Raw genomic sequence first — 19,237 nt, 5'->3', positions numbered from 1 at the left:
ACCTTGTAATTTAATTATTTTGTCGAGGTGATTTTCAATATTTGGGCATTCCTCTTTTGGCCACCAATCCACACTTCGACATCCTCTCCTTCCATTGCGCCAAGGACAGCCTCTCCTAGAGGTTCATCAATATGAACAATTCTTTTTGACGGTATGTTTTCTGTGTCACTTAATGTGATTTCAAATTCACTTTTCGTGCCTTCCAAGTATTTCACCAAAACTTTGTCACCAATCTTTGCAGCTCCTTCATCTATATCATTAGATGAATTTTGAGGTGGCGTTGGGTTTGGTAGTTTTGCCTGTGAAATTATTTGGGACTTTTGTTTAGCGTTCGATGAAAATTGTTTTTCCCTAGTTGAAGAAACTGCTTTCTTTGTCTTTGAGGCATCTACTTTTGATGTCGCAGGCTTTACAAACTTATTCTCATTTTCCTTAAGGTATTTTAGCCTCTTTAATACAACTTCACGCAATTTACTGACTTCAGATTGAGCGTCGCTAAACCAATCGGTAGACCAAATTCTATGAAAGTGCCAACCTAAACCTTCAAGCACTTCTTGTCTCAAACGGTCTCTATCACGAGCGGACTTTGAAGAATGATATGTGGCCCCATCACACTCTACTCCCAGTATGAAGCCATGAGGCCACTCTGGATGCTTAACACCTATGTCAATAAAGTAACCTGCAACACCCACTTGAGGAACAGGTTCACAACCAATAGATTTTAACTGTTCAATAACATGAATTTCAAAATCTGAATCTGGTTCCTTATTTGTTTGACTTCCAGCATGGAGTACGCCTGTTGCCGAATACTCGAGCCAGCGCTTCAACATGTATACCCCTTGATTACCATCTTCCTCTGCTTTGATGTCACTACTTTTCATTGATGAAAATGTAACAATTTGTTCCTTGGCTCTTGAGAAGAGAACATTCAATCGCCTTTTTCCTGCCACTCCATTGATAGGACCAAATCTCTGCATTACAGGCCCGCCAATTTTTTCCGGACCATAAACTGTGCCGATAAATATGACATCTCTTTCATCCCCCTGAACGTTCTCTAGGTTTTTAATGAAAAAAGATTCAAGTCCCTCATTTTGTTCATCCCACTTGTCTAGGTAACGTGCGGCTTTTATGTCATCCTTCAGTGCATATTCAAATTCTTCTTGAATTAGGTCTCTTTGTTTTTGATTTAAAGTTACCACACCGAGGGATCGCTCTGGGGAGTGGCGCATAAACTTGATTATTTGATCAACCATTACTTTGGCTTCATCAGCGTTAGTTCCTGATGAATAACGACCTTCCACTGCTACAAGTTTAACACCCATATTAATGGCATCTTCAGATGCAGATGGAAAAACGATGAGGTCATCGTTATAAACATGATGATTAGAGAACGCGATAAGTCCAGAATGCCTTGAGCGATAGTGCCAGCGTAGGCGGCGAGCAGGCCTGAAAGCAGAATTTGCCATTTCGAGAATTGATTCCTCAGTTACACTTTCATCTTCATCAGCATCTTCATCTTCGAATATTTTATGAAAAAAGCTTGTTGGTGGTAATTGATTTGTGTCACCTACTACCATTGCTTTTTTACCTCTAAGAATGGCTCCAACAGCATCCTCAGGCGTCATTTGAGATGCTTCATCGATAATTACCAGATCAAAATCAATAGCCCCTTGCTGTATGTATTGAGCAACAGCTAAGGGAGACATCATCCAACAAGGTTTAAGCTCAATCAGAGCTTTTCCAGCCCTCTTCGTAAGGTCTCTTACAGGAACATATCGCCTCGTCTTGCTAATTTCATTGTGTATCAATGAATACTCTGTCCAAGTTGACTTGCGACCAGAACCAATGCCCATCGGAGGGTATGATGAATTAAATATTTTATTGCGCAAATGTTGCTTAGATAAATTGATCAATTCTCTATCAATTTTTGCTATTTTTGAGCGCAAGTCATCAAGTTTAATGCCGTTGAATTGTGCAAGTGTGTCACCGTAAGAAGAGTAAACGCTTTTTGCCAATGACCGAGATATGATTGATCTCATAATTTTAGCAAAATCTTTGAATCCGTTTTCGCTATCCATAAGTTGGTCAATGATTATATCGTATTTGTGGTCCCTCAACTTTTCGATACTTGAATGCAGGTTAGAATAGATTATCAAACCCTCTTTATCTTCTGAGGCCTTTTCAAGAAACTCTGCTGTTTCAAGAAGTCCATTTTCTTGCATAAAGCAATCTGTATCTATGCCTGTGAGTTCTGATAGGTTATTGATACTATTTTCAGATTCTGCTTCTAGGTGAACTAATTTCTCTAGATTTTTGTGAAGTTCCTTGTAATTTTTGTCGTCGATCGAATGTTGTATGATTTCTCTATTCTCGGAACTAGTAGCAAGCATAGACTCTGCTAGCTTTAGTTCAGATTCGATTTCTTGAGATTCGAACTCAAAGCCTTTAAATTGTTCTCTAAGAATGTCTTTTATTTCATGGTTGTTATTGATGGAATCAATAGAATCTTGAGTTTTTTCGAGTTCCTTTGTTATTTTTGTTAGCCAGCTGGTGTTAGCAATCTTTTTGTATTTAATAAAATTTGACAACTCTTCTATTTCACTAGCTATCGCATCGAAATCTACTAGTTTGTTGTCAATTAATTTTAACTCTTTCTCAGCTTCACTATATGTGGAATTGAGGTTTTTTCTAATATCAGCATCAAGCTCCACCTTTGGAAAAGATAGTAATATATCAAGATCTCCATCCTTAAGGAACTTTCTTAAGCTAATATTGTCTCCGCCGGAGAAACTTTCATCTACATGCTTATAATAGTTGAAAATTTTCTCTATGGCTTGGAAGTCGGTATCTAAACCAGCATATTTGACTCCCATAAGCCCTATTAGCTGATGGTCCTTTTCAAATTTTTCTTTTTCAGCCAACCATTCAGATAACTCTTTTAACTTTGTAGAAGCTCTTACTTTATCAAAATCTTTGTCCTTGGAATGCGAGACGTAAAAACGCTTTGATCTTCTGAAGTCGGAAGATAAAAAGGAAAATATGCCGCTAGATTCAATTATCGCAGCGTGGTCGGATATGTCCGAATAGCTTGGTAGAGCATTTGTCGAAATATTTTGTTCTAATTCTACCTTTTTTTCACGTAACTGATTTGCTCTTTCAAGCCCCTTCTGGAAAATAGTAAAGGCAGAAGGGTCAGAAAATGTGTTGTTTCTAAGTGACAGTGTTTCTCGTGATGTTGAATGAATGTGATCGCAGGCATCTAATATTGAATTTAGGCTCCAGCTTTTACTCTCTGGGAGCAATTTTACCATAGGCCCTACAAACTCGATAATTGCCTTGTAATTGATTTTTTGGTTTTCATTTTCTTCACGAGTTTTTTTGATTTGTTCATAAGAAACGCCAGGAGTTGAAATTTTATCTACTAGCTTGGTCAGTGTCTTTAGTTCCTCAATGCGCGATGACTTTAGAGGTTTTTCAAGGTTAGATTCTAGAGAGTTAATTTCGGATTGAATTATGTTACATTGTTCTATGTAGTTTTTGACTAACGAAAGAGCTTGATTGTTTAATATGCGCTTTAAAAGTGGTAAGTTCATTTCCTCAATAGTGGATAGGTGGTTAGTAAAAATGGAAATGATATCTTCTGCTTGGCATACAGGTAAATCTTCATCCACCCGATAACTTGGCAATTCTTGACGAATAAGGAGCAAGCTCTGAAAAAGTTCTGCAGTAGTTTTTGAGCGTTCAAGAATTTCTTCTGTTATAAAAGGGTCGATGTTGACAATAGTTGACTTTTTCCAATAAATGTCTGCTCCTGATGCCGTCGCCCATGCTTCTTCAATATGGGTGCATATTTCTTCGATTTCCTCGATTTTTTCATGCGTAAATTGTTCTGTATTTTTGAATGTTATTGATTGAAGTTGTTTGGGAAGGGATCGAAGAGTTTCATTGGTAGCTATTGATTTCCCAAGTATGTCATACACAGTTAGGCCTGTGTTTCCATGTTCGGTAGCAATCACATCAATATAAGAAGAAATTTCTGAACGAAGTTTTCGAAATTCGGCAACTTTAGACTCGTAGTTATATGGGGCTTCTCCTGATTCCATTTCCACTCGGTCGCGCAATGAGTTAATCACTTGCTCTTTAGTGGATCGACTTGCCTGAAGAGAAAGTAAAAATTCTCCTAAGCCTACGGCCTCTAACCGTGATTTCACTACGTCAAGAGCAGCCATTTTTTCGGCAACGAAAAGGACTTTTTTGCCGTCTGCCAAAGCGGCTGCAATCGTATTAACAATAGTTTGGGATTTGCCCGAACCTGGTGGACCTTCGACAGCTAGATTTTTGCCATCCGCTACATCAACGATTGCACTAAATTGTGAGGAATCAGCGTCTCTTACTAAATAAGGAACTTTCTTTTCAATATGAGGAGCATCTACCTCATATTCTTCCCCAAAAGGTGATTCTCCAGCTTGTACTGGTGTGCCTCCAAATAATTCAGCAATAACCTCATGATTGTCATAACGGCCAGAATTTGTATCTAGGTCATGGTACATTGCCATGCGAGCTGAGGGAAAAACACCGACTGCAATTTGTCGTCTTACTCTCCATCCTAAGTTTTTGGGTGAAAGTTCTGCTATTTCTTTCAGATAGCTTTCAATAGTATTGCCATTCAACTCAGGTAACTCGATGCCAAAATCAATTCGTAATTTTTCAGCTAGAACGGTGTTTATTTCAGCTTCATCCCCTATGCCGTTTATCCAAAACTCAAGCCCGTCTTTCGTTTTGTTACGTTTGAGCTCTACAGGAAGGAGAACTAATGGTGAATACGATGTTTTACTAACTTTTGCTTCAGTCCATTCTAAAAAGCCAAATGCAATATGTAATACATTAATGCCAGTCTCCTGCACCCAGGTCCTGCATTTGGTCATGAGCGCGTTCATTCGACGCTCTAGAATGTCGGGTAATAGTAGTGTTTGAATGTCGGCATCAGTATGTCGCCCATCTTCATGTAGAACACTAGGATCAGGCAATTCATATGATGGTGAAATTCCATTGTTAATGGCATGTTGCGATAGAGAGAGGTCAGATGAAGTTTGTCTAACTGGCATATTTAGAGTTTCTCTAACTCTATCTTTTAAATCTCTCTCTGCGCGAAAACTATCCTCAATATATGTGTCACTATTTTGATCGATGTTTTCTAAGAAAGTAATATAGACTTCATCTGTTAAACGCGCATCGGAAAGAGCGTTTTGAAATTCCCTAGTTTGTTCATCTTTAGGGTCATCCTCCAAGGCAGGTAAAGGAGAGAGACGCATGCTTTTCCCAGACGAAATATCATCAAAAACGTTACCAGGAAGCTCATCTACAACGCGAACAATAGCATTAGATCGCGTGGAGAAACGGGTGGATAAGAGAGGGTTTCTGCGACTTAAATCAAGCAGCTTAGGTCGTAAATTTTCAATCTTTGAACGAATCAATGATAGAAATTCATCATTCTTCTTTTGATCACCATCAGGCATTTTGCGACCCCCCGTATACTGAATTATTGCTTGCCTTAACCTCGTGGTGTACAGGCCTTCTCTTTACAATGGTTTTCCTACATGTATCGTGGAAAAACTTTCTATATTTCACCGCCAACCCCTTTAAACTTTTCAACAAAGGCAGCAATTTTCTGAAAAACATTCTGCTTCTTGGTCAAATATTGAGGATTTAAAGGACTCATTTTCGGCAAAAGTGCATTCAACTCTGTCCCATTTTCACTGGCGTATTCTCTTTTGATCGAAGTGGTTAAATATCGCTTGGCAGCGTCACTATTTAAATTCTCATCATTGATGAGTGCTTCGGCTTCACGCTTTTGCTCAGCTTGAGCAAATGTGAAAAAGGCGTCAATGACGGTGGCTTTATCACCAATTCCATCAAGGTCGGTTTGATTGATAAAGTCGACAAGAAGGCTTTCTTTAGCCCTGTTGCCAAGGCTGGCACGAATAACCCGACGCACCTCATCGACCAATTCTGATTTGTTTTTGGTTTTCTTGTTTTTTTCAAAAATTAGTTCAAGGATATAATCCAGATTAATTTCCTGAGATTTAAGTAGGTCAACCTCAAAGACAACATCATCCCAATCAATAGTGGCTTGATCCTTCTCGTCAGCAGCTTTCTCCCGGCGAAGCCAATCACGAATATCGTTATAAGAGGACCGATAATCTTGTACCTTGCGATCGGCAGGTAATTTAATAGCCTGAAGTGCTGATAACTCATCATCACTTAGATGGTGCTCTTCTTGAAATGCTTTAAGGGCGTCCGCGTCTGTGGCATCCACATCCTGAAGAGCCTTGAGACTGGCAAATTCATCATAGTTTTGCAGTACATTTTCAACGCGTAGATATTCCCCGAAAAGTTTAGCAAAGGCTTTTTTGTCTGCCTCTTTTACTATTTCTTCAGGGTTCGGGAACCTTTCTTCCAGCTCCTTTACAACTTCAATAAAACCTCTCCGAGCTTCACCTGTAGCATTGTCCGTGAAGCCGTCCATATATTCTTTATAGCTTTTTTCCAGCACCACGTTTTTTGTGTTTCTGTCACCAAATAGGGTAATGGCATCAATGGTTGCTGTCTCAAGATCGCGGAATGTCACAATGTTGCCAAAGGTCTTGGTGGCATCATAAATGCGGTTAGTGCGCGAGAATGCCTGCATTAACCCGTGATAGCGAAGGTTTTTATCTACAAACAAAGTGTTCATAGTTGGGGCGTCAAAACCAGTCAGGAACATACCGACCACAATGAGTAAATCAATTTCTTTTGTCTTAACCCGTTTAGCCAAATCGCGGTAGTAGTTCTGGAACCCGTTACTGTCGACGCTGAAGTTGGTCTTAAAAAATCCGTTATAATCTTTGATCGCAGCGCTCAAGAACTCCTTTGCACTACTGTTCATCGCTGAGACATCAAAGCTTTCATCCGGGATTGCACCGACAGAATCTTGTTCCTCATTCGCTGCAAAAGAAAAGATCGTAGCAATTTTTAAAGGCTTTTCACTCTCAGCCTGCAAATTATTAAGGGTCTCATAGTATGACTTTGCAGCGTCTACACTGCTGACAGCAAACATGGCATTAAAGCCGTTATTGCCACCATGCAATCTGTGCGTTTTCTGCCTGAAGTTAGTCAGAATATACTGTGATATTTCGTTGATGCGTTCTGGATGCAATAAGGCTAATTTGTTCTCAGCCGCACTTAGTTTTTGAAGGTCTTGCTCAGTTTCAATAGCCTTAAATTGTGGGCGCACATCATTATAGTCGACCTTGAACTTCAACACCTTCTCATCGCGAATGGCATCCGTTATCACATAGGAATGCAGCTCACGCCCAAAGACGCTTGCTGTTGTCTCTGAGCCCAGTGCATTTTGCGGGAAGATAGGTGTACCTGTGAAGCCAAACTGGTAATAGCGCTTGAAGTTCTTTTGAAGGTTCTTTTGTGCTTCACCAAACTGGCTTCTGTGGCATTCATCAAAGATAAACACGACCTGTTTGTTGTAGATGGCTAAGTCACCTTCGCTTTTCATCAGGTTATTAAGCTTTTGGATGGTGGTGACGATAATTTTGTTGTCTTGCTTTTCAATGTTGCGCTTTAAGCCTGCAGTACTGTCAGACCCATTCACGCTATCAGGTGAAAATCGCTGATATTCCTTCATTGTCTGAAAATCGAGGTCTTTACGGTCCACAACAAAGAAAACCTTGTCGATAAAGTCTAATTCTGTGGCCAGTCGTGCCGCCTTAAAGCTGGTGAGCGTTTTCCCTGATCCAGTGGTGTGCCAGATATAACCGCCACTTTCTGGCTTGCTCCAGCTTTTGCTTTCAAAAGAACTCTTGATTTTCCACATGATGCGTTCAGTGGCAGCGATCTGATAGGGGCGCATGACCAACAGGGTATCGCTAACGTCATAAACGGAATAATGAAGCAACACATTCAATAGTACATTTTTCTGGAAGAAGGTGGCTGTAAAATCCTTCAGGTCTTTAATCAGACTGTTATCAGACTTGGCCCAGTTCATGGTGAAATCAAAACTGTTTTTATTACGCTGAACTGTGTTGGCGAAATAGCGACTGTCCGTGCCGTTAGAGATCACGAATAGCTGCAAGTACTTATAAAGCGAATTATCGCTGTTAAAGCTTTCTTTGCTGTAACGGTGTATCTGATTAAAGGCTTCGCGGATTGCCACGCCGCGTTTTTTTAGCTCAATCTGCACCAGTGGCAAACCGTTCACAAGGATCGTGACATCATAACGGTTGGCGTGACTTCCTGTTTGCTCAAACTGTTTGATCACCTGCACTTTGTTGCGTGCAATATTCTTCTTATCCACCAAATAGATGTTCTGGATACGCCCATCATCAAAAACAAAATCATGAATATAGTCGTCATGAATTTTACGGGTTTTATCCACAATGCCATCGCTGGGTTTGTCGAGGTAGGTTTCGACAAAGCGCGCCCATTCACCGTCAGCAAATTCAATACCATTTAGCGTTTGAAGTTGCAGCCGAACATTGGCGAGCATGGCTTCAGGTGTGGTGAGCGCGGGTAAAAACTCATAGCCTTGATTGACAAGGTCCTGAACAAGCTCTCGCTCTAGATCATTTTCGCTTTGATAGCTCTCAGTCGCTTCCCATTCCTTGGTATATTTATCAAGAACGATGAAATTATTGCCTTCAGCAATGGGCTTAGTCACCTCAGTCATGCCGCTACCTCCTCAGACTTTGGGAAGCTCAGCAACAAGTCACGGTAATATTCATATTGCTTCTGGCGCAGCTCGATTTCACGTGGCAGGCCTTCGCTAATGGAATTGGTTAGTGCATCAAACTTATCTAGAATGGCCACAATGCGGGCTTGTTCTTCTAATGATGGAACTAAAACTTCAGGGGCTTCTAGAATATGATATGAAACAAAAGGCTGTGATGCACTGTTGGATTTCGAACCATAGTCTTGAAGCAATAAAAGATAGTAAGCATATTTTGGCAGCACTTTTTCTGATTTATGTCTGCAGATAACCCCATTGTAAGTTACAAAATGCTTACCCTCTCCCCAATTAACAATACCAGCATATGCGCCAATATGACCAATGACTGGAGAGTCTTCGCTATTATATTGATCATGGCTGCCGACAACGCCATTGCTGCCGTAAACGGGGTATTGACCACCTTTAGATGGAATGGTGTTACCTTTACCGTATTGAAAACCGTAAACTTCCCCCATTGACATTTTTATAATGTCTTCACCCTCATCAAAAGTTAGCAGTTGATCGCGGTAGTAGTTGTATTGTTTTTTGCGGGCTGTAAGCTCGGCTGTAAGCTCGGCTGTAAGCTCGGCTGTAAGCTCGGTGAAAGCGTCGAGGATGCGCACAATCTCCGCCTGTATTGCCAACGACTTTTCTGGATCATCTGGGCAGGGGATGGGGATTTTTTTATTGCAAAAGTTACTGATCCATTGTCGTTTATGATCGCCGTCAACAAGGTCACTTGGTAAAGTGTTCATCCAATAATAAACATATTTTAGAATGAATTTGTTGTCATCACTTGATGAAATCATTTTCATGGCGGATGATTTTGCTTTGAAGTCAAAATCAACCCATTTGTTTGCTGTAGTAAAGTCGTCAAAAATTATCACAGGATTTTTGGAGGCTTTATTTATGCCGTCAGTTTCATCTGTATATCCGAGAATAAAAGTTTTCCCTGCTGTTAAAACGGGTGTTTTAAACGCATCATCATAATTCTTTGTTTTCACAAGATACCTAGTAGGTTGCTCATATTGGGTCACATCACCTAAAGGCAACCACCCAACCTCAGCACCATCAAGCAGCTTTTCCAGATAGTTTAGATCGCTCATGCTTCTATCTCCGCGATGATGGCGTCAATATCGGTGCGTAGCTTGTTGATATTCCCTACGGTAGTTTCGATTTCTGCATTTAGCTCTGTGATGTTGATGACTTCGCGAGTATCTTTAGGTTCCACGTAGCTGCTGACTGACAGGTTATAATCATTGGCTGCGATTTTGTCGTAAGGCACAGTTTCAGCCACATGGTCGACTTTTTCTTTGCTGTCGAACATATCCATCACCTTTTGGATATGCTCATCCTTCATCACATTGTTATTGGTTTCTTTTTTGAAGAAGTCTTCCCCGCTGGCATCGATAAACTGAATATCTGTGTTCTGTTTATTTTTCGCCAAAACCAAAATAGTCACCGCAATGGTGGTGCCAAAAAACAAGTTAGGGGCAAGGGAAATCACCGTTTCAACATAGTTGTTGTCAACCAGATATTTACGGATTTTTTGTTCTGCGCCACCACGATAGAAAATGCCAGGGAAGCAAACAATGGCTGCACGCCCCTTGCTGGATAGATAGCTGAGCGCATGCAGCACAAAGGCAAAATCAGCCTTTGATTTCGGTGCCAGCACCCCCGCAGGGGCAAAACGGTCATCATTGATCAGGGTAGGATCATCGGACCCGATCCATTTCACCGAATATGGGGGGTTAGAGACAATAGCATCAAAGGGTTTGTCATCGCCGAAATGGGGTTCTGTCAGCGTATTGCCCAGTTCAATCTCAAACTTGTCATAGTTGATATTGTGCAGGAACATATTCATACGCGCCAAGTTATAGGTGGTATGGTTGATCTCTTGTCCGTAAAAGCCATCTTCAACGATATGGGCATCAAAATGCTTTTTGGCTTGCAACAATAGGGAGCCAGACCCACAGGCAGGGTCATAGATTTTGTTGACCTTGTCTTGCTTGTGCATGGCAAGCTGGGCGATCAGTTTTGATACATGCTGCGGGGTAAAGAACTCCCCGCCTGATTTCCCCGCATTGGCAGCATAGTTTGAGATCAAAAACTCATAGGCATCCCCGAACAGATCAATCTGGCTTCCCTGAAAATCACCAAAGTCCAAACCAGCCACGCCCTTTAGCACATGGGCCAAACGAACATTCTTGTCTTTCACTGTATTACCAAGGCGGTTGCTGGTTGTGTCGAAGTCAGCAAACAGGCCTTTGATGTCACCTTCAGACTGATAGCCACTGGCTGAGGCCTCAATAGCCGCAAAGATAGCTGCGAGGTCAGTGTTTAGGCTTTCATTGGTGTTAGCACCTTTGGTAATAGTGGCGAACAATTGGCTAGGATAGATGAAGTAGCCTTTAGTTTTGATGGCGTCATCTTTGATCTCTGGCGTGATAACGTCATCAGACAGGGCGGCGTAATTGACGCTTTCGTCACCTGCCTCAATGTAGCTGGCAAAATTCTCACTGATAAACCGATAGAATAATGTGCCAAGGACATATTGCTTAAAGTCCCAGCCATCAACAGCCCCACGGACATCATTGGCGATTTGCCAGATTTGGCGTTGTAATGCTGCACGTTGTTCGCTGCTACTCATACGGAATTCCTCTTATTATTCGTTTTAAATCGATATGCCATTAATTGTGTTTCATAAAATATTGACGTTTTCATGGATCATTCCTTGTATAACCCGGTGCAATCGCAAGGTTTTCAACGCCGTAAAGGGTTGGGGTGTTTTTCAGCCATAGATGATACTCTGGCCCGTCTAATTTGTGATTTTCGGTGCAGTCTACATTCCACTTGCGTAGAAGGTAGCCAGCAACAGCTGCCCGAACCTCCACGTTTAACAACCCTTCATCCATGCCATATTCAAGGCTGATGGCTTCTGGATGCTTAAGGGCAGGATGTGGAACGATATGCATCTCAACAATGCGGTTCCACTGTTTGTCCGCGTCTTTTGTCTCGTGAGACAATATTGATGTGTTCTTTGCACGTTTAGCGCTGGCGATCCTGTTAATGACAAAATCAGAAAAGCGCTCTCTTGCTCGATCAAAACCACGCACATGCCAGCGAAGACCATTGTCAACTAATGCGAATGGAACAAACTCTCGTTTCGAGCTGCCACTTGATAAAGATAGGTAAGTGACCTCAAGCGGTGTTTCATTGTGAATGGCGCGGGTTATCGCAGCCAAAATATCGATGTTCGGGAAGTTTAATTCTGTTGGTGCTTCTGCAGGGACCAAAGAGTGCTCAGGGCTAACATAGTCGTCACCAAAGCCATGAAGAAGTGCTGCCAGTGTTTGGCTGCCGGAATACTCAAAAAGCGGCTTAAAGCCCTTACGCTGAATATAGGTTTTAACCTTGGTGTCATATTCAAGGTTTTCAGGAGATAGTTCTTTATATTGGGATAGATCCCGAGAAGCTGCGGCTTCTTTGATCCCGAATCGCTCGACCAAATCAGACCTGTTTATCGAGCCCAGAAAATAGAGTTTGAAGTCTATATGAAATAGACGCTCTTTCTGTGCTTGGCTGATTTCTGCCAGTTTTGCTTTGGTGTTATCCCCTGCAGCCATATTGCTCCCCGATTTATAGCTTGCCATTAGCGGCTATAAAGTAGTGTATAGGGGTATATGATATTTATGTGTGTGTCAATATGATAACCACCAATGGTGCAGAGGGTGGTTGTTTTTGCGTGTGAAGTTGCGTCTAATTATTAGAAATGAATGACTTCAGATCATCCAGCTCATACCGGACCCGATTACCCACCTTGACGAATTTAGGGCCTACCTTGCGCCACCGCCAGTTTTCCATAAGTCGAGGGGCGACATTAAGATATTTAGCGGCTTGATCGGAAGATAGGAAAGTTGGGGCTTTAATGTTGGTGCCAGCAATAACGCCCTTTGGCTTGCAGCATCGAGGTTTTTGCTCCTTCACCTCAGTGTCCAGGTTCATTAGCTCTCCAAGAACATCTGTCACCTGGCTGGCTGCCTCTGTCATAGGCGCTGCCATGAGATGTGCATATCGGGCGGTGGTTTGAACTTGGGTATGTCCTAGAAGTCGCCCAATCATCGCAAGGCTCATGCCCTTGCTGACAGCAAAAGATGCAAAACTGTGGCGTAGGTCGTGAATACGAACATCTTCTATCCCAGCCATCTTACGGAACCGCCGCCATGGCTTTTGGACGTTGTCGAGATGACAGCCATCATTCAGGCCCCAGATAACATATGGGTTGTCTGCAGGACGCGCTGGATGGTCGTATATCTCGTCCAGAAGATTGAAGACGGTGTTACCGACATATACATATTTGGCACCAGTCTTTGAATCCGGCAGTTTGAGCACTTGCAGCTTGCGATCAACATAGTCCCACTTGAGAGAACGGATTTCACCCAGACGGCAACCGGTCAGCAGGAGCAACTGAATACAGTAGGCTGCAGCTAGGTTTTCGTCTGGGTAGCGTTTGACCTCTTCAAGGACTGTGCTCAGGCGTTTTACCTCTGCCTCGCTCAGGTACCGCTCACGCGCCTTTGATGGGTATTTCTTGATATGGCGTCTTGGGTTGGTGTGGTCGTCACGTAATCCCCACATCTCAGCGAGGTTGAACATTTTGGAAATCACCTCAAGGCAACGATTGGCCTCATAAGGAATGTGTCGAAGCGAGTGGTGAAACTCAGCCACATCAGAACGCTGGACGTCACGGATCTTCATGTCGCCAAAGAATGGAAGGATGTGCTTGTCCAGGTAACGACGGTAGCCGTCACGGGTAGAAGGCTTACAATGTTGAGCAACATGTTCATCCATGTACCGTTCAGCAAGCTGAGTGACATATAGCTCTTGACGGCGTTGAGACTTTTCTTTCTGGGGATCTGCGCCAGCTTTAATTTCACCAAGCAAAACAATTGCCTGATTGCGTGCGCGCTCGGTGGTGAAGATGCCGTGTCTGCCGATAATCACACGCTTGATCTTCTTGTTCACCATATACTGAACGTAATATGTTTTCTTGCCGTTCGGGGTAATACGCAGGCAGAAACCGCTCAAGCTGTCATCAAACAAGAAGTAGGGCTTGTCTTTTGGTTGGGCTCTTTCGACATATGTTTTGGTTAGTTTTGGCATAAGCATCTACACAAATTTGAATTTCTATGCGTACAAGGATGCTTGGAACGACGTTATTATCAAGTTATATCAAGGGGATAATCAAGCAGCGCGAAAACAAAATTAGCCCAGAGAATTGCTGCGTATGGCCCTTAAAAACGTGCACTAAAAGTGCACTAAAGGGAGCAAATGTTCCTGATAATCGGTAAGAAGCGGAGCGAAAACAGTTGGGCCCCGACTCATAAAACTAAGTGCCACATATCAAAAGGTTAGGGTGCTATTTCGCAATTCTAAAGGGTGTAAAGAACAATAAAAACAGTTTCTTAGCATCCGCTCATAACCTGAAGGCCGCAGGTTCAAATCCTGCCCCCGCAACCAAAATTCTCTTTGTATATCAAAGAGATACGAAAGTCAGAAAACCGTCCCTTTGGGGCGGTTTTTTGCTTAGTGCACTAAAAATGCACTAAAGAGACAGCGAAGCCCTTATAATTAAAGGGAAAATCGTTCTGGACAGTGGACTCGTTGTGATTGGGCAATGGGTGGAATTATCCAAATCATATTTTATTCAACACTATGAATTTCTAATGCTCGCCAGCCCCATTCGGAGCGTTTCTTGTTGTAGCTTAATATTGCCGTACCATTGACTGTACATTGATCGTATATAGAGTGCTGCTCCATTAATGGGGGCGGGATGAATATATTGTCATCAGTAAAGCCCATTCCCCTGTCTGCGGAAACATTACTTTCAAACTGTTTAATTAACTCGGAAGGGGGAGATTTGTCAGTTTTGGATGCTGTCAGAACGCGAAAGCCAGTTCCCTTCTTTGATTTATACGTTGCTAGTCGTAGCTCGATTGCTGCGCCAAGTGAGAAGATAGATTCTAATTCAGAGAAATGAATGATTCCATCAATTTGGCGGCTAACCATAAAATGTAATAACTTTTTCTGATGGTTAACGTTGTCTACAACGCCGATATATTTTCCGAAGATATCCCAGTCCTCAGCTTCTCTTGGCTGTAGAGAATAGATCTGAAAGCGACCATCTAGATCTTCTTCGCCTTTCAGCGCGATAGAAAGACCATGTCTCTTTTGGGGCAAATTTATTCTGGATTCAGGAATCGAAATTTCAATAGGGTGATTATGATCTTCAATATATATTTTGCGACGAGGTTTGTTTGGATTTGATTTTGTTGTGAACTTCTCGCCTAATACCGCTTTCTTCCAAGGCATATCAGATATTAGCAATTCATCAGCGTTGACGGAATATTTCAGGTAAAGGGCTTCGTTGGATTTCAGCTCTTTTTGACCTTCAAACCAGGGCAGATTAATGATTTCGGTTAACTCGTCTGGGACCTTTTGGCCTTTTTCTTGTTTGAATTTCGAGATTTCTTGAACTTCAAATTTTGCTTCGGCAAGGAGGTTACGTGCAATCAAAATATTCGTGAGCTTAAGTTTAACCTTTGTTATGAAGTTTATGTCTTTCTCACAAAGCAAGGATTTGCAGTAGCAGGAAAGGCTGATATCGGGCTCATCTCCGGCGTAGATGTCACCAAGCAGCTCCCAGGTCCAATAATTGTTTGGCTTGTTCTTTACAACCTGTAAGCCAACAGAACGTGCTTTGTCACTTTGACCAATTCCTAAATATATTTTTGTTTGGCTGAGTTTTAGCCATAAGTTTTCAGGAAATTGGCTGATGCAGTTTTCAACGAATGGCAATAGGTAAATTAGTTCGCTTTTAGCTTCACGACTAAAAGAATCTTTGCAGGCGTGCTGTAAGACTTTTTCAGCTAGGGAAGGATAGGTTTCTCCATCATTCGTAATGAACGGTTCATAGTCTTCATAACGAAGGTTTTCTAAGTTCCATATGCTAACGAACGCACCCATGTTTAGTTTGCCCGCTATAGCAATCTTGTCAGCTAGTTGTAGGAAACAAGAATGCAGCAGCGAGGGCTTTTCAGTATTGAGGTGAAGGTACTCGTTCAATAATCTTTTTGCGCCATGATGATTAGCAGGATCTTGGCTAATCATGGACTTTGCAGTCTTATAAAGCTCCCAAGCCGCACTGGTATGTGTTTCTGCGGAATTATCCCCCCTATGAATTAGATCCCGATATATATTTAACGCCTGCTGATGATTGCCGTTTTTGCTGTGACTTTTGGCTTCAAGAATAATTTTGGCATTCGGGTTACATAGTTTGAGAGCGTATTCCTTTTGATCCCTGAATACTTTGTCAGAAGGGTCTACCTTCAAGGGTCTTAGTTGATTTCCATAAATTTCAATTTTGCTGAAATCGCTTAACTTGGTATCACGTTTGATAAGATCAATAAGGCACCATCCGAAAGCTTTTCTATCCCAATCATCAATTTCAGAATTCTTCATTAATTGGAGTGCCATTTGATAGGCTTCGTCAATTTCGCCTTCCTTGCGCTTGGCAAATACATCTCGACTGGAAAGCATTAGCCTAACTCTTCCATTATTAATTTCAGAACGGAGTTTGAAAAGGCAGTGGATGTGCATGCGGTTTTAACCAATGCGCATTTAGTAAATTGTTTTTTCCCATTATAGAATATATCAACAACGGCTCTCTCATTTCCAGAAGTGAAATGGTACCTTTGGTTCCAATCCAATGGTTCAACACTGCTAATTATCAAACCGTTTTCGCTGGCAATTGGGCTAAGTCTTTCGTGAAAGGCGTTGAGAAAATCTTCACCAAAATCCATGAGTTCATTCTGGGGTTCTGACGCGGCGAGAATAATTTCTCCCTTTAGAGGCGAGAGCATTTCCAACAGTTCAAGGCTGAAGGCTGTTTGCTTAGGCGTTGTGATAGCGGTAATTTTTTGCTTTCCATTGTATCTGATATCTATCCTTGCAGCATCGTCGTCGTTCTTAAAGAAATAGATGTCTTGGTATTGTTTGAGCTCAATATCTTGGATTGTTTCGCTCTTGTCTTTAATGGTGGCTTGAACTCGTTTTAGAAGATTGTTTGAAAAGTGCGCATTAGGCGGAATTCCATATAGCGGTTCTGTTGCTGTGAAGCTGTTCTGAGTTTGGTTTGTCTTGTGCGTATTAAGAACAGTTGCTTCCGGGATTTCCCGATGTGAATTGGGAGACGATACAACTTTGATCCCTGAACCGATTTTAATTTTTGGTGGATCTAGGAGAAACAAGTTCTGCTTTGTCCGCGTGATAGCAGTGTATATCCATCTAAAATAATCTGAGGTAAGTTGGCTTTGGTGTGTTCGGCATTTTACAAATACGTTGTTCCATTCACTGCCTTGAGCTTTGTGACAAGTGATAGCATATCCAAACTTCACTCTTAGAGCATTGAAGTATAGGTCTGATCTAAGCGCTTCTTTGAATTCTAACGTATTTGGCTTTAGCTTCGGGTTTCGTATGCAGAAATCAAGGTAGAGAGCCTTGTTCTCATCAGATGTTAGACTAGGGTGATCGCTGTAGATTAAATTTTCGACCACTTTAGCATTAAAAAAATGTGCTCGACCATCAAGGTCTTTGAAACCAATATTAACGTTTCTGAAGGTGATTGGGACTTCAATTTCCTCGACAACATCAGTCTCTGAGTTCTTTCTCTTTATAACTTGTGTCCGCGTTTCAGGTGAACCGAGTACTTCCCGTATCAAGCCAAAATCACCATTAAAAATGTCGACGCCGTATGCATAGTTATTGCTTACTGCCATCACCTTGTCGCCGCTTGCTATATCGGACTGTTCAGGGAAGAAGTGTTCACGCACCCTTCGATTGTATGCAGCGACGTCTGCGTTCGAATGGGCTAGTATAATTGACTCAGCATTGATTTTTGCATTACAGCTGTCTAAGTAGCAGGATATCAGATCGGAGTAATCAACTTCTTTAATGTCTGGATACTCGCAGTTAAAGTCTAATTGGTTGAATACAGATTTATCAATTGAGTCTCTTAACTTAATTGAATTTGCAATTACTCCACTATCAGCCTTCTGGCGAACGACTTCTCTTAACTCAAAACTCAAAGAAATCTTATTATATTTCTTTTGAAGATGCTGGGGGTTTAATGCAGGGGAATACTTCATGCCGACTGGCGGAAGCTGAGCGTTGTCGCCTATGAAAATAACTTTCTTGTTATGGTCATTATGATCAAGGTTCACAAAATCCATGAAATCTTGGAGTAAATAGCCGGAACCAAATCGAAAGAATTCCTCTTCACTATAGATATCTGACACCATTGAGGCCTCATCGACAATAAATACGGTATCCGCAGAATGGTCGTTAACAGCCAGTTGAGCATAATATTTGTATGTCTGAGACCCGTCTAAACCGTCCTCCCGGTATTCAGAAATGTCCTTGAAGGAATAAATAGCTTTGTGAATAGTAGATGCTTGGCACTTAGTTTTATCAGCGATTACTTTAGAAGCCTTACCTGTCGGAGCCGCTAAGACAAAATTTCGTCCAATCGCGCGAAAATATTCTGTTAGTCCTTTTGTAATAAAAGTTTTCCCTGTTCCCGCATAACCTTGCAATAAGAATAGCTTTTCGTTTGACCCATTCAGAAAACTCTCAAGTCGACTAACCAGTTTCTGTTGGTCGTTAGTTAATGTGTAGGATGCAAAAATGTCCTTTAAATCAATGTCGTTTTGGTAGGGGTGAGAACGGGTATCAATGGTTTCAATCGCACGGGTTGAGGCGTTTTTGAATCTTTGAAGCTCTGCTTCGTTAAGAGAATGTTGCAATTCTCTATTTTTTATCTGTGCTTCAAGTTCAGACTTCTGAAGCTGAGCCAACTCAGCTTTCACATCTTCAAGCTGGCTATTCAATAATTTGTTTTTTTCGAGCAGCGCATCGCCAACATTAGATGGCGGAAGTGGTTCCTCAAAAGCCGGATATTGTTCTTCAAAGGAACCGCTGTAAGTTTTGAAGATCCACTGGCCGATCACATAAGCATCATACAGCAGTGACAGGGCACCGTCTGTCTCCACTTGCTCACCATGAGCTGCTTTGTTCCCAAGAATACGAATTGTATGTAGTTTTTGAAGAATAGCTTCGTCCACTACTTCGACACATGCTTTAGCTGTTAACTTTTCGAAGAACGCATCATTTCTATCACATGGAAGGTTTAGTTCTCTGTATAGTGTGCCCACTAGCTGTTCGGCAAAACATCTTAGCTTGATAATTGCAGTGTGGGGGTCAGAGTGAACGTACTGTTCTGCGTGGTGGGCATACTCATATAATTGAGGCCAGCGCACTTTTAGTGGCTTAAAATTATCTATTTTCATACTATCTGCTCGTAGCGCCGATTGACGGCCCTATAGTTTCGTCTAAAAGTTACAGGTAGTTTAGACTACGCAC

General features: G+C 41.9%; 8 protein-coding genes. All 8 read right to left on the bottom strand.

Annotated features, from left to right (window positions below):
• Positions 1–14 precede the first annotated feature (14 nt).
• Positions 15–5,516, bottom strand: a complete 5,502-nt coding sequence (locus KW060_RS11625) for a DUF4011 domain-containing protein (protein WP_249037128.1) — start codon at positions 5,514–5,516, stop codon at positions 15–17.
• A gap of 101 nt (positions 5,517–5,617) precedes the next feature.
• Entirely contained in the window at positions 5,618–8,719 is a 3,102-nt protein-coding gene (locus KW060_RS11620) for an HsdR family type I site-specific deoxyribonuclease (protein WP_249037129.1), read from the bottom strand.
• The gene (locus KW060_RS11615; RefSeq protein ID WP_249037130.1) at positions 8,716–9,864 is read right to left on the bottom strand and encodes a restriction endonuclease subunit S; all 1,149 of its coding nucleotides are present in this window, start codon (positions 9,862–9,864) and stop codon (positions 8,716–8,718) included. Before KW060_RS11615 ends, KW060_RS11620 begins: the two co-directional genes overlap by 4 nt.
• Positions 9,861–11,408, bottom strand: a complete 1,548-nt coding sequence (locus KW060_RS11610) for a type I restriction-modification system subunit M (RefSeq protein WP_249037131.1) — start codon at positions 11,406–11,408, stop codon at positions 9,861–9,863. Before KW060_RS11610 ends, KW060_RS11615 begins: the two co-directional genes overlap by 4 nt.
• Before the next feature lie 70 nt (positions 11,409–11,478).
• Positions 11,479–12,384 (bottom strand): WYL domain-containing protein, encoded by a 906-nt coding sequence (locus tag KW060_RS11605; RefSeq protein ID WP_476704315.1) that lies wholly within the window; start codon positions 12,382–12,384, stop codon positions 11,479–11,481.
• A 133-nt stretch (positions 12,385–12,517) separates the two neighbouring features.
• On the bottom strand, positions 12,518–13,921 hold the full coding sequence (locus KW060_RS11600) for a tyrosine-type recombinase/integrase (protein ID WP_249037133.1): 1,404 nt from the start codon (positions 13,919–13,921) through the stop codon (positions 12,518–12,520).
• A 540-nt stretch (positions 13,922–14,461) separates the two neighbouring features.
• On the bottom strand, positions 14,462–16,357 hold the full coding sequence (locus KW060_RS11595) for a DUF7017 domain-containing protein (protein ID WP_249037134.1): 1,896 nt from the start codon (positions 16,355–16,357) through the stop codon (positions 14,462–14,464).
• The gene (locus KW060_RS11590; protein WP_249037135.1) at positions 16,357–19,164 is read right to left on the bottom strand and encodes an ATP-dependent DNA helicase; all 2,808 of its coding nucleotides are present in this window, start codon (positions 19,162–19,164) and stop codon (positions 16,357–16,359) included. The genes KW060_RS11595 and KW060_RS11590 overlap by 1 nt, the downstream gene beginning before the upstream one ends.
• Between the last annotated feature and the right edge of the window lie 73 nt (positions 19,165–19,237).

Origin of the sequence: Pseudemcibacter aquimaris (assembly GCF_028869115.1) — a bacterium.
In the GTDB taxonomy this organism is placed as follows: domain Bacteria; phylum Pseudomonadota; class Alphaproteobacteria; order Sphingomonadales; family Emcibacteraceae; genus Pseudemcibacter; species Pseudemcibacter aquimaris.
The sequence above is the reverse complement of the archived record's forward strand: the minus strand, read 5'-3'. Positions and strand labels throughout refer to the sequence as shown.

Bases quoted from the DNA above. Each gene is read 5' to 3' on its own strand.
- KW060_RS11625 (WP_249037128.1), bottom strand. From the start codon at position 5,516: ATGCCTGATGGTGATCAAAAGAAGAATGATGAATTTCTATCATTGATT.
- KW060_RS11620 (WP_249037129.1), bottom strand. From the start codon at position 8,719: ATGACTGAGGTGACTAAGCCCATTGCTGAAGGCAATAATTTCATCGTT.
- KW060_RS11615 (WP_249037130.1), bottom strand. From the start codon at position 9,864: ATGAGCGATCTAAACTATCTGGAAAAGCTGCTTGATGGTGCTGAGGTT.
- KW060_RS11610 (WP_249037131.1), bottom strand. From the start codon at position 11,408: ATGAGTAGCAGCGAACAACGTGCAGCATTACAACGCCAAATCTGGCAA.
- KW060_RS11605 (WP_476704315.1), bottom strand. From the start codon at position 12,384: ATGGCTGCAGGGGATAACACCAAAGCAAAACTGGCAGAAATCAGCCAA.
- KW060_RS11600 (WP_249037133.1), bottom strand. From the start codon at position 13,921: ATGCCAAAACTAACCAAAACATATGTCGAAAGAGCCCAACCAAAAGAC.
- KW060_RS11595 (WP_249037134.1), bottom strand. From the start codon at position 16,357: ATGCTTTCCAGTCGAGATGTATTTGCCAAGCGCAAGGAAGGCGAAATT.
- KW060_RS11590 (WP_249037135.1), bottom strand. From the start codon at position 19,164: ATGAAAATAGATAATTTTAAGCCACTAAAAGTGCGCTGGCCTCAATTA.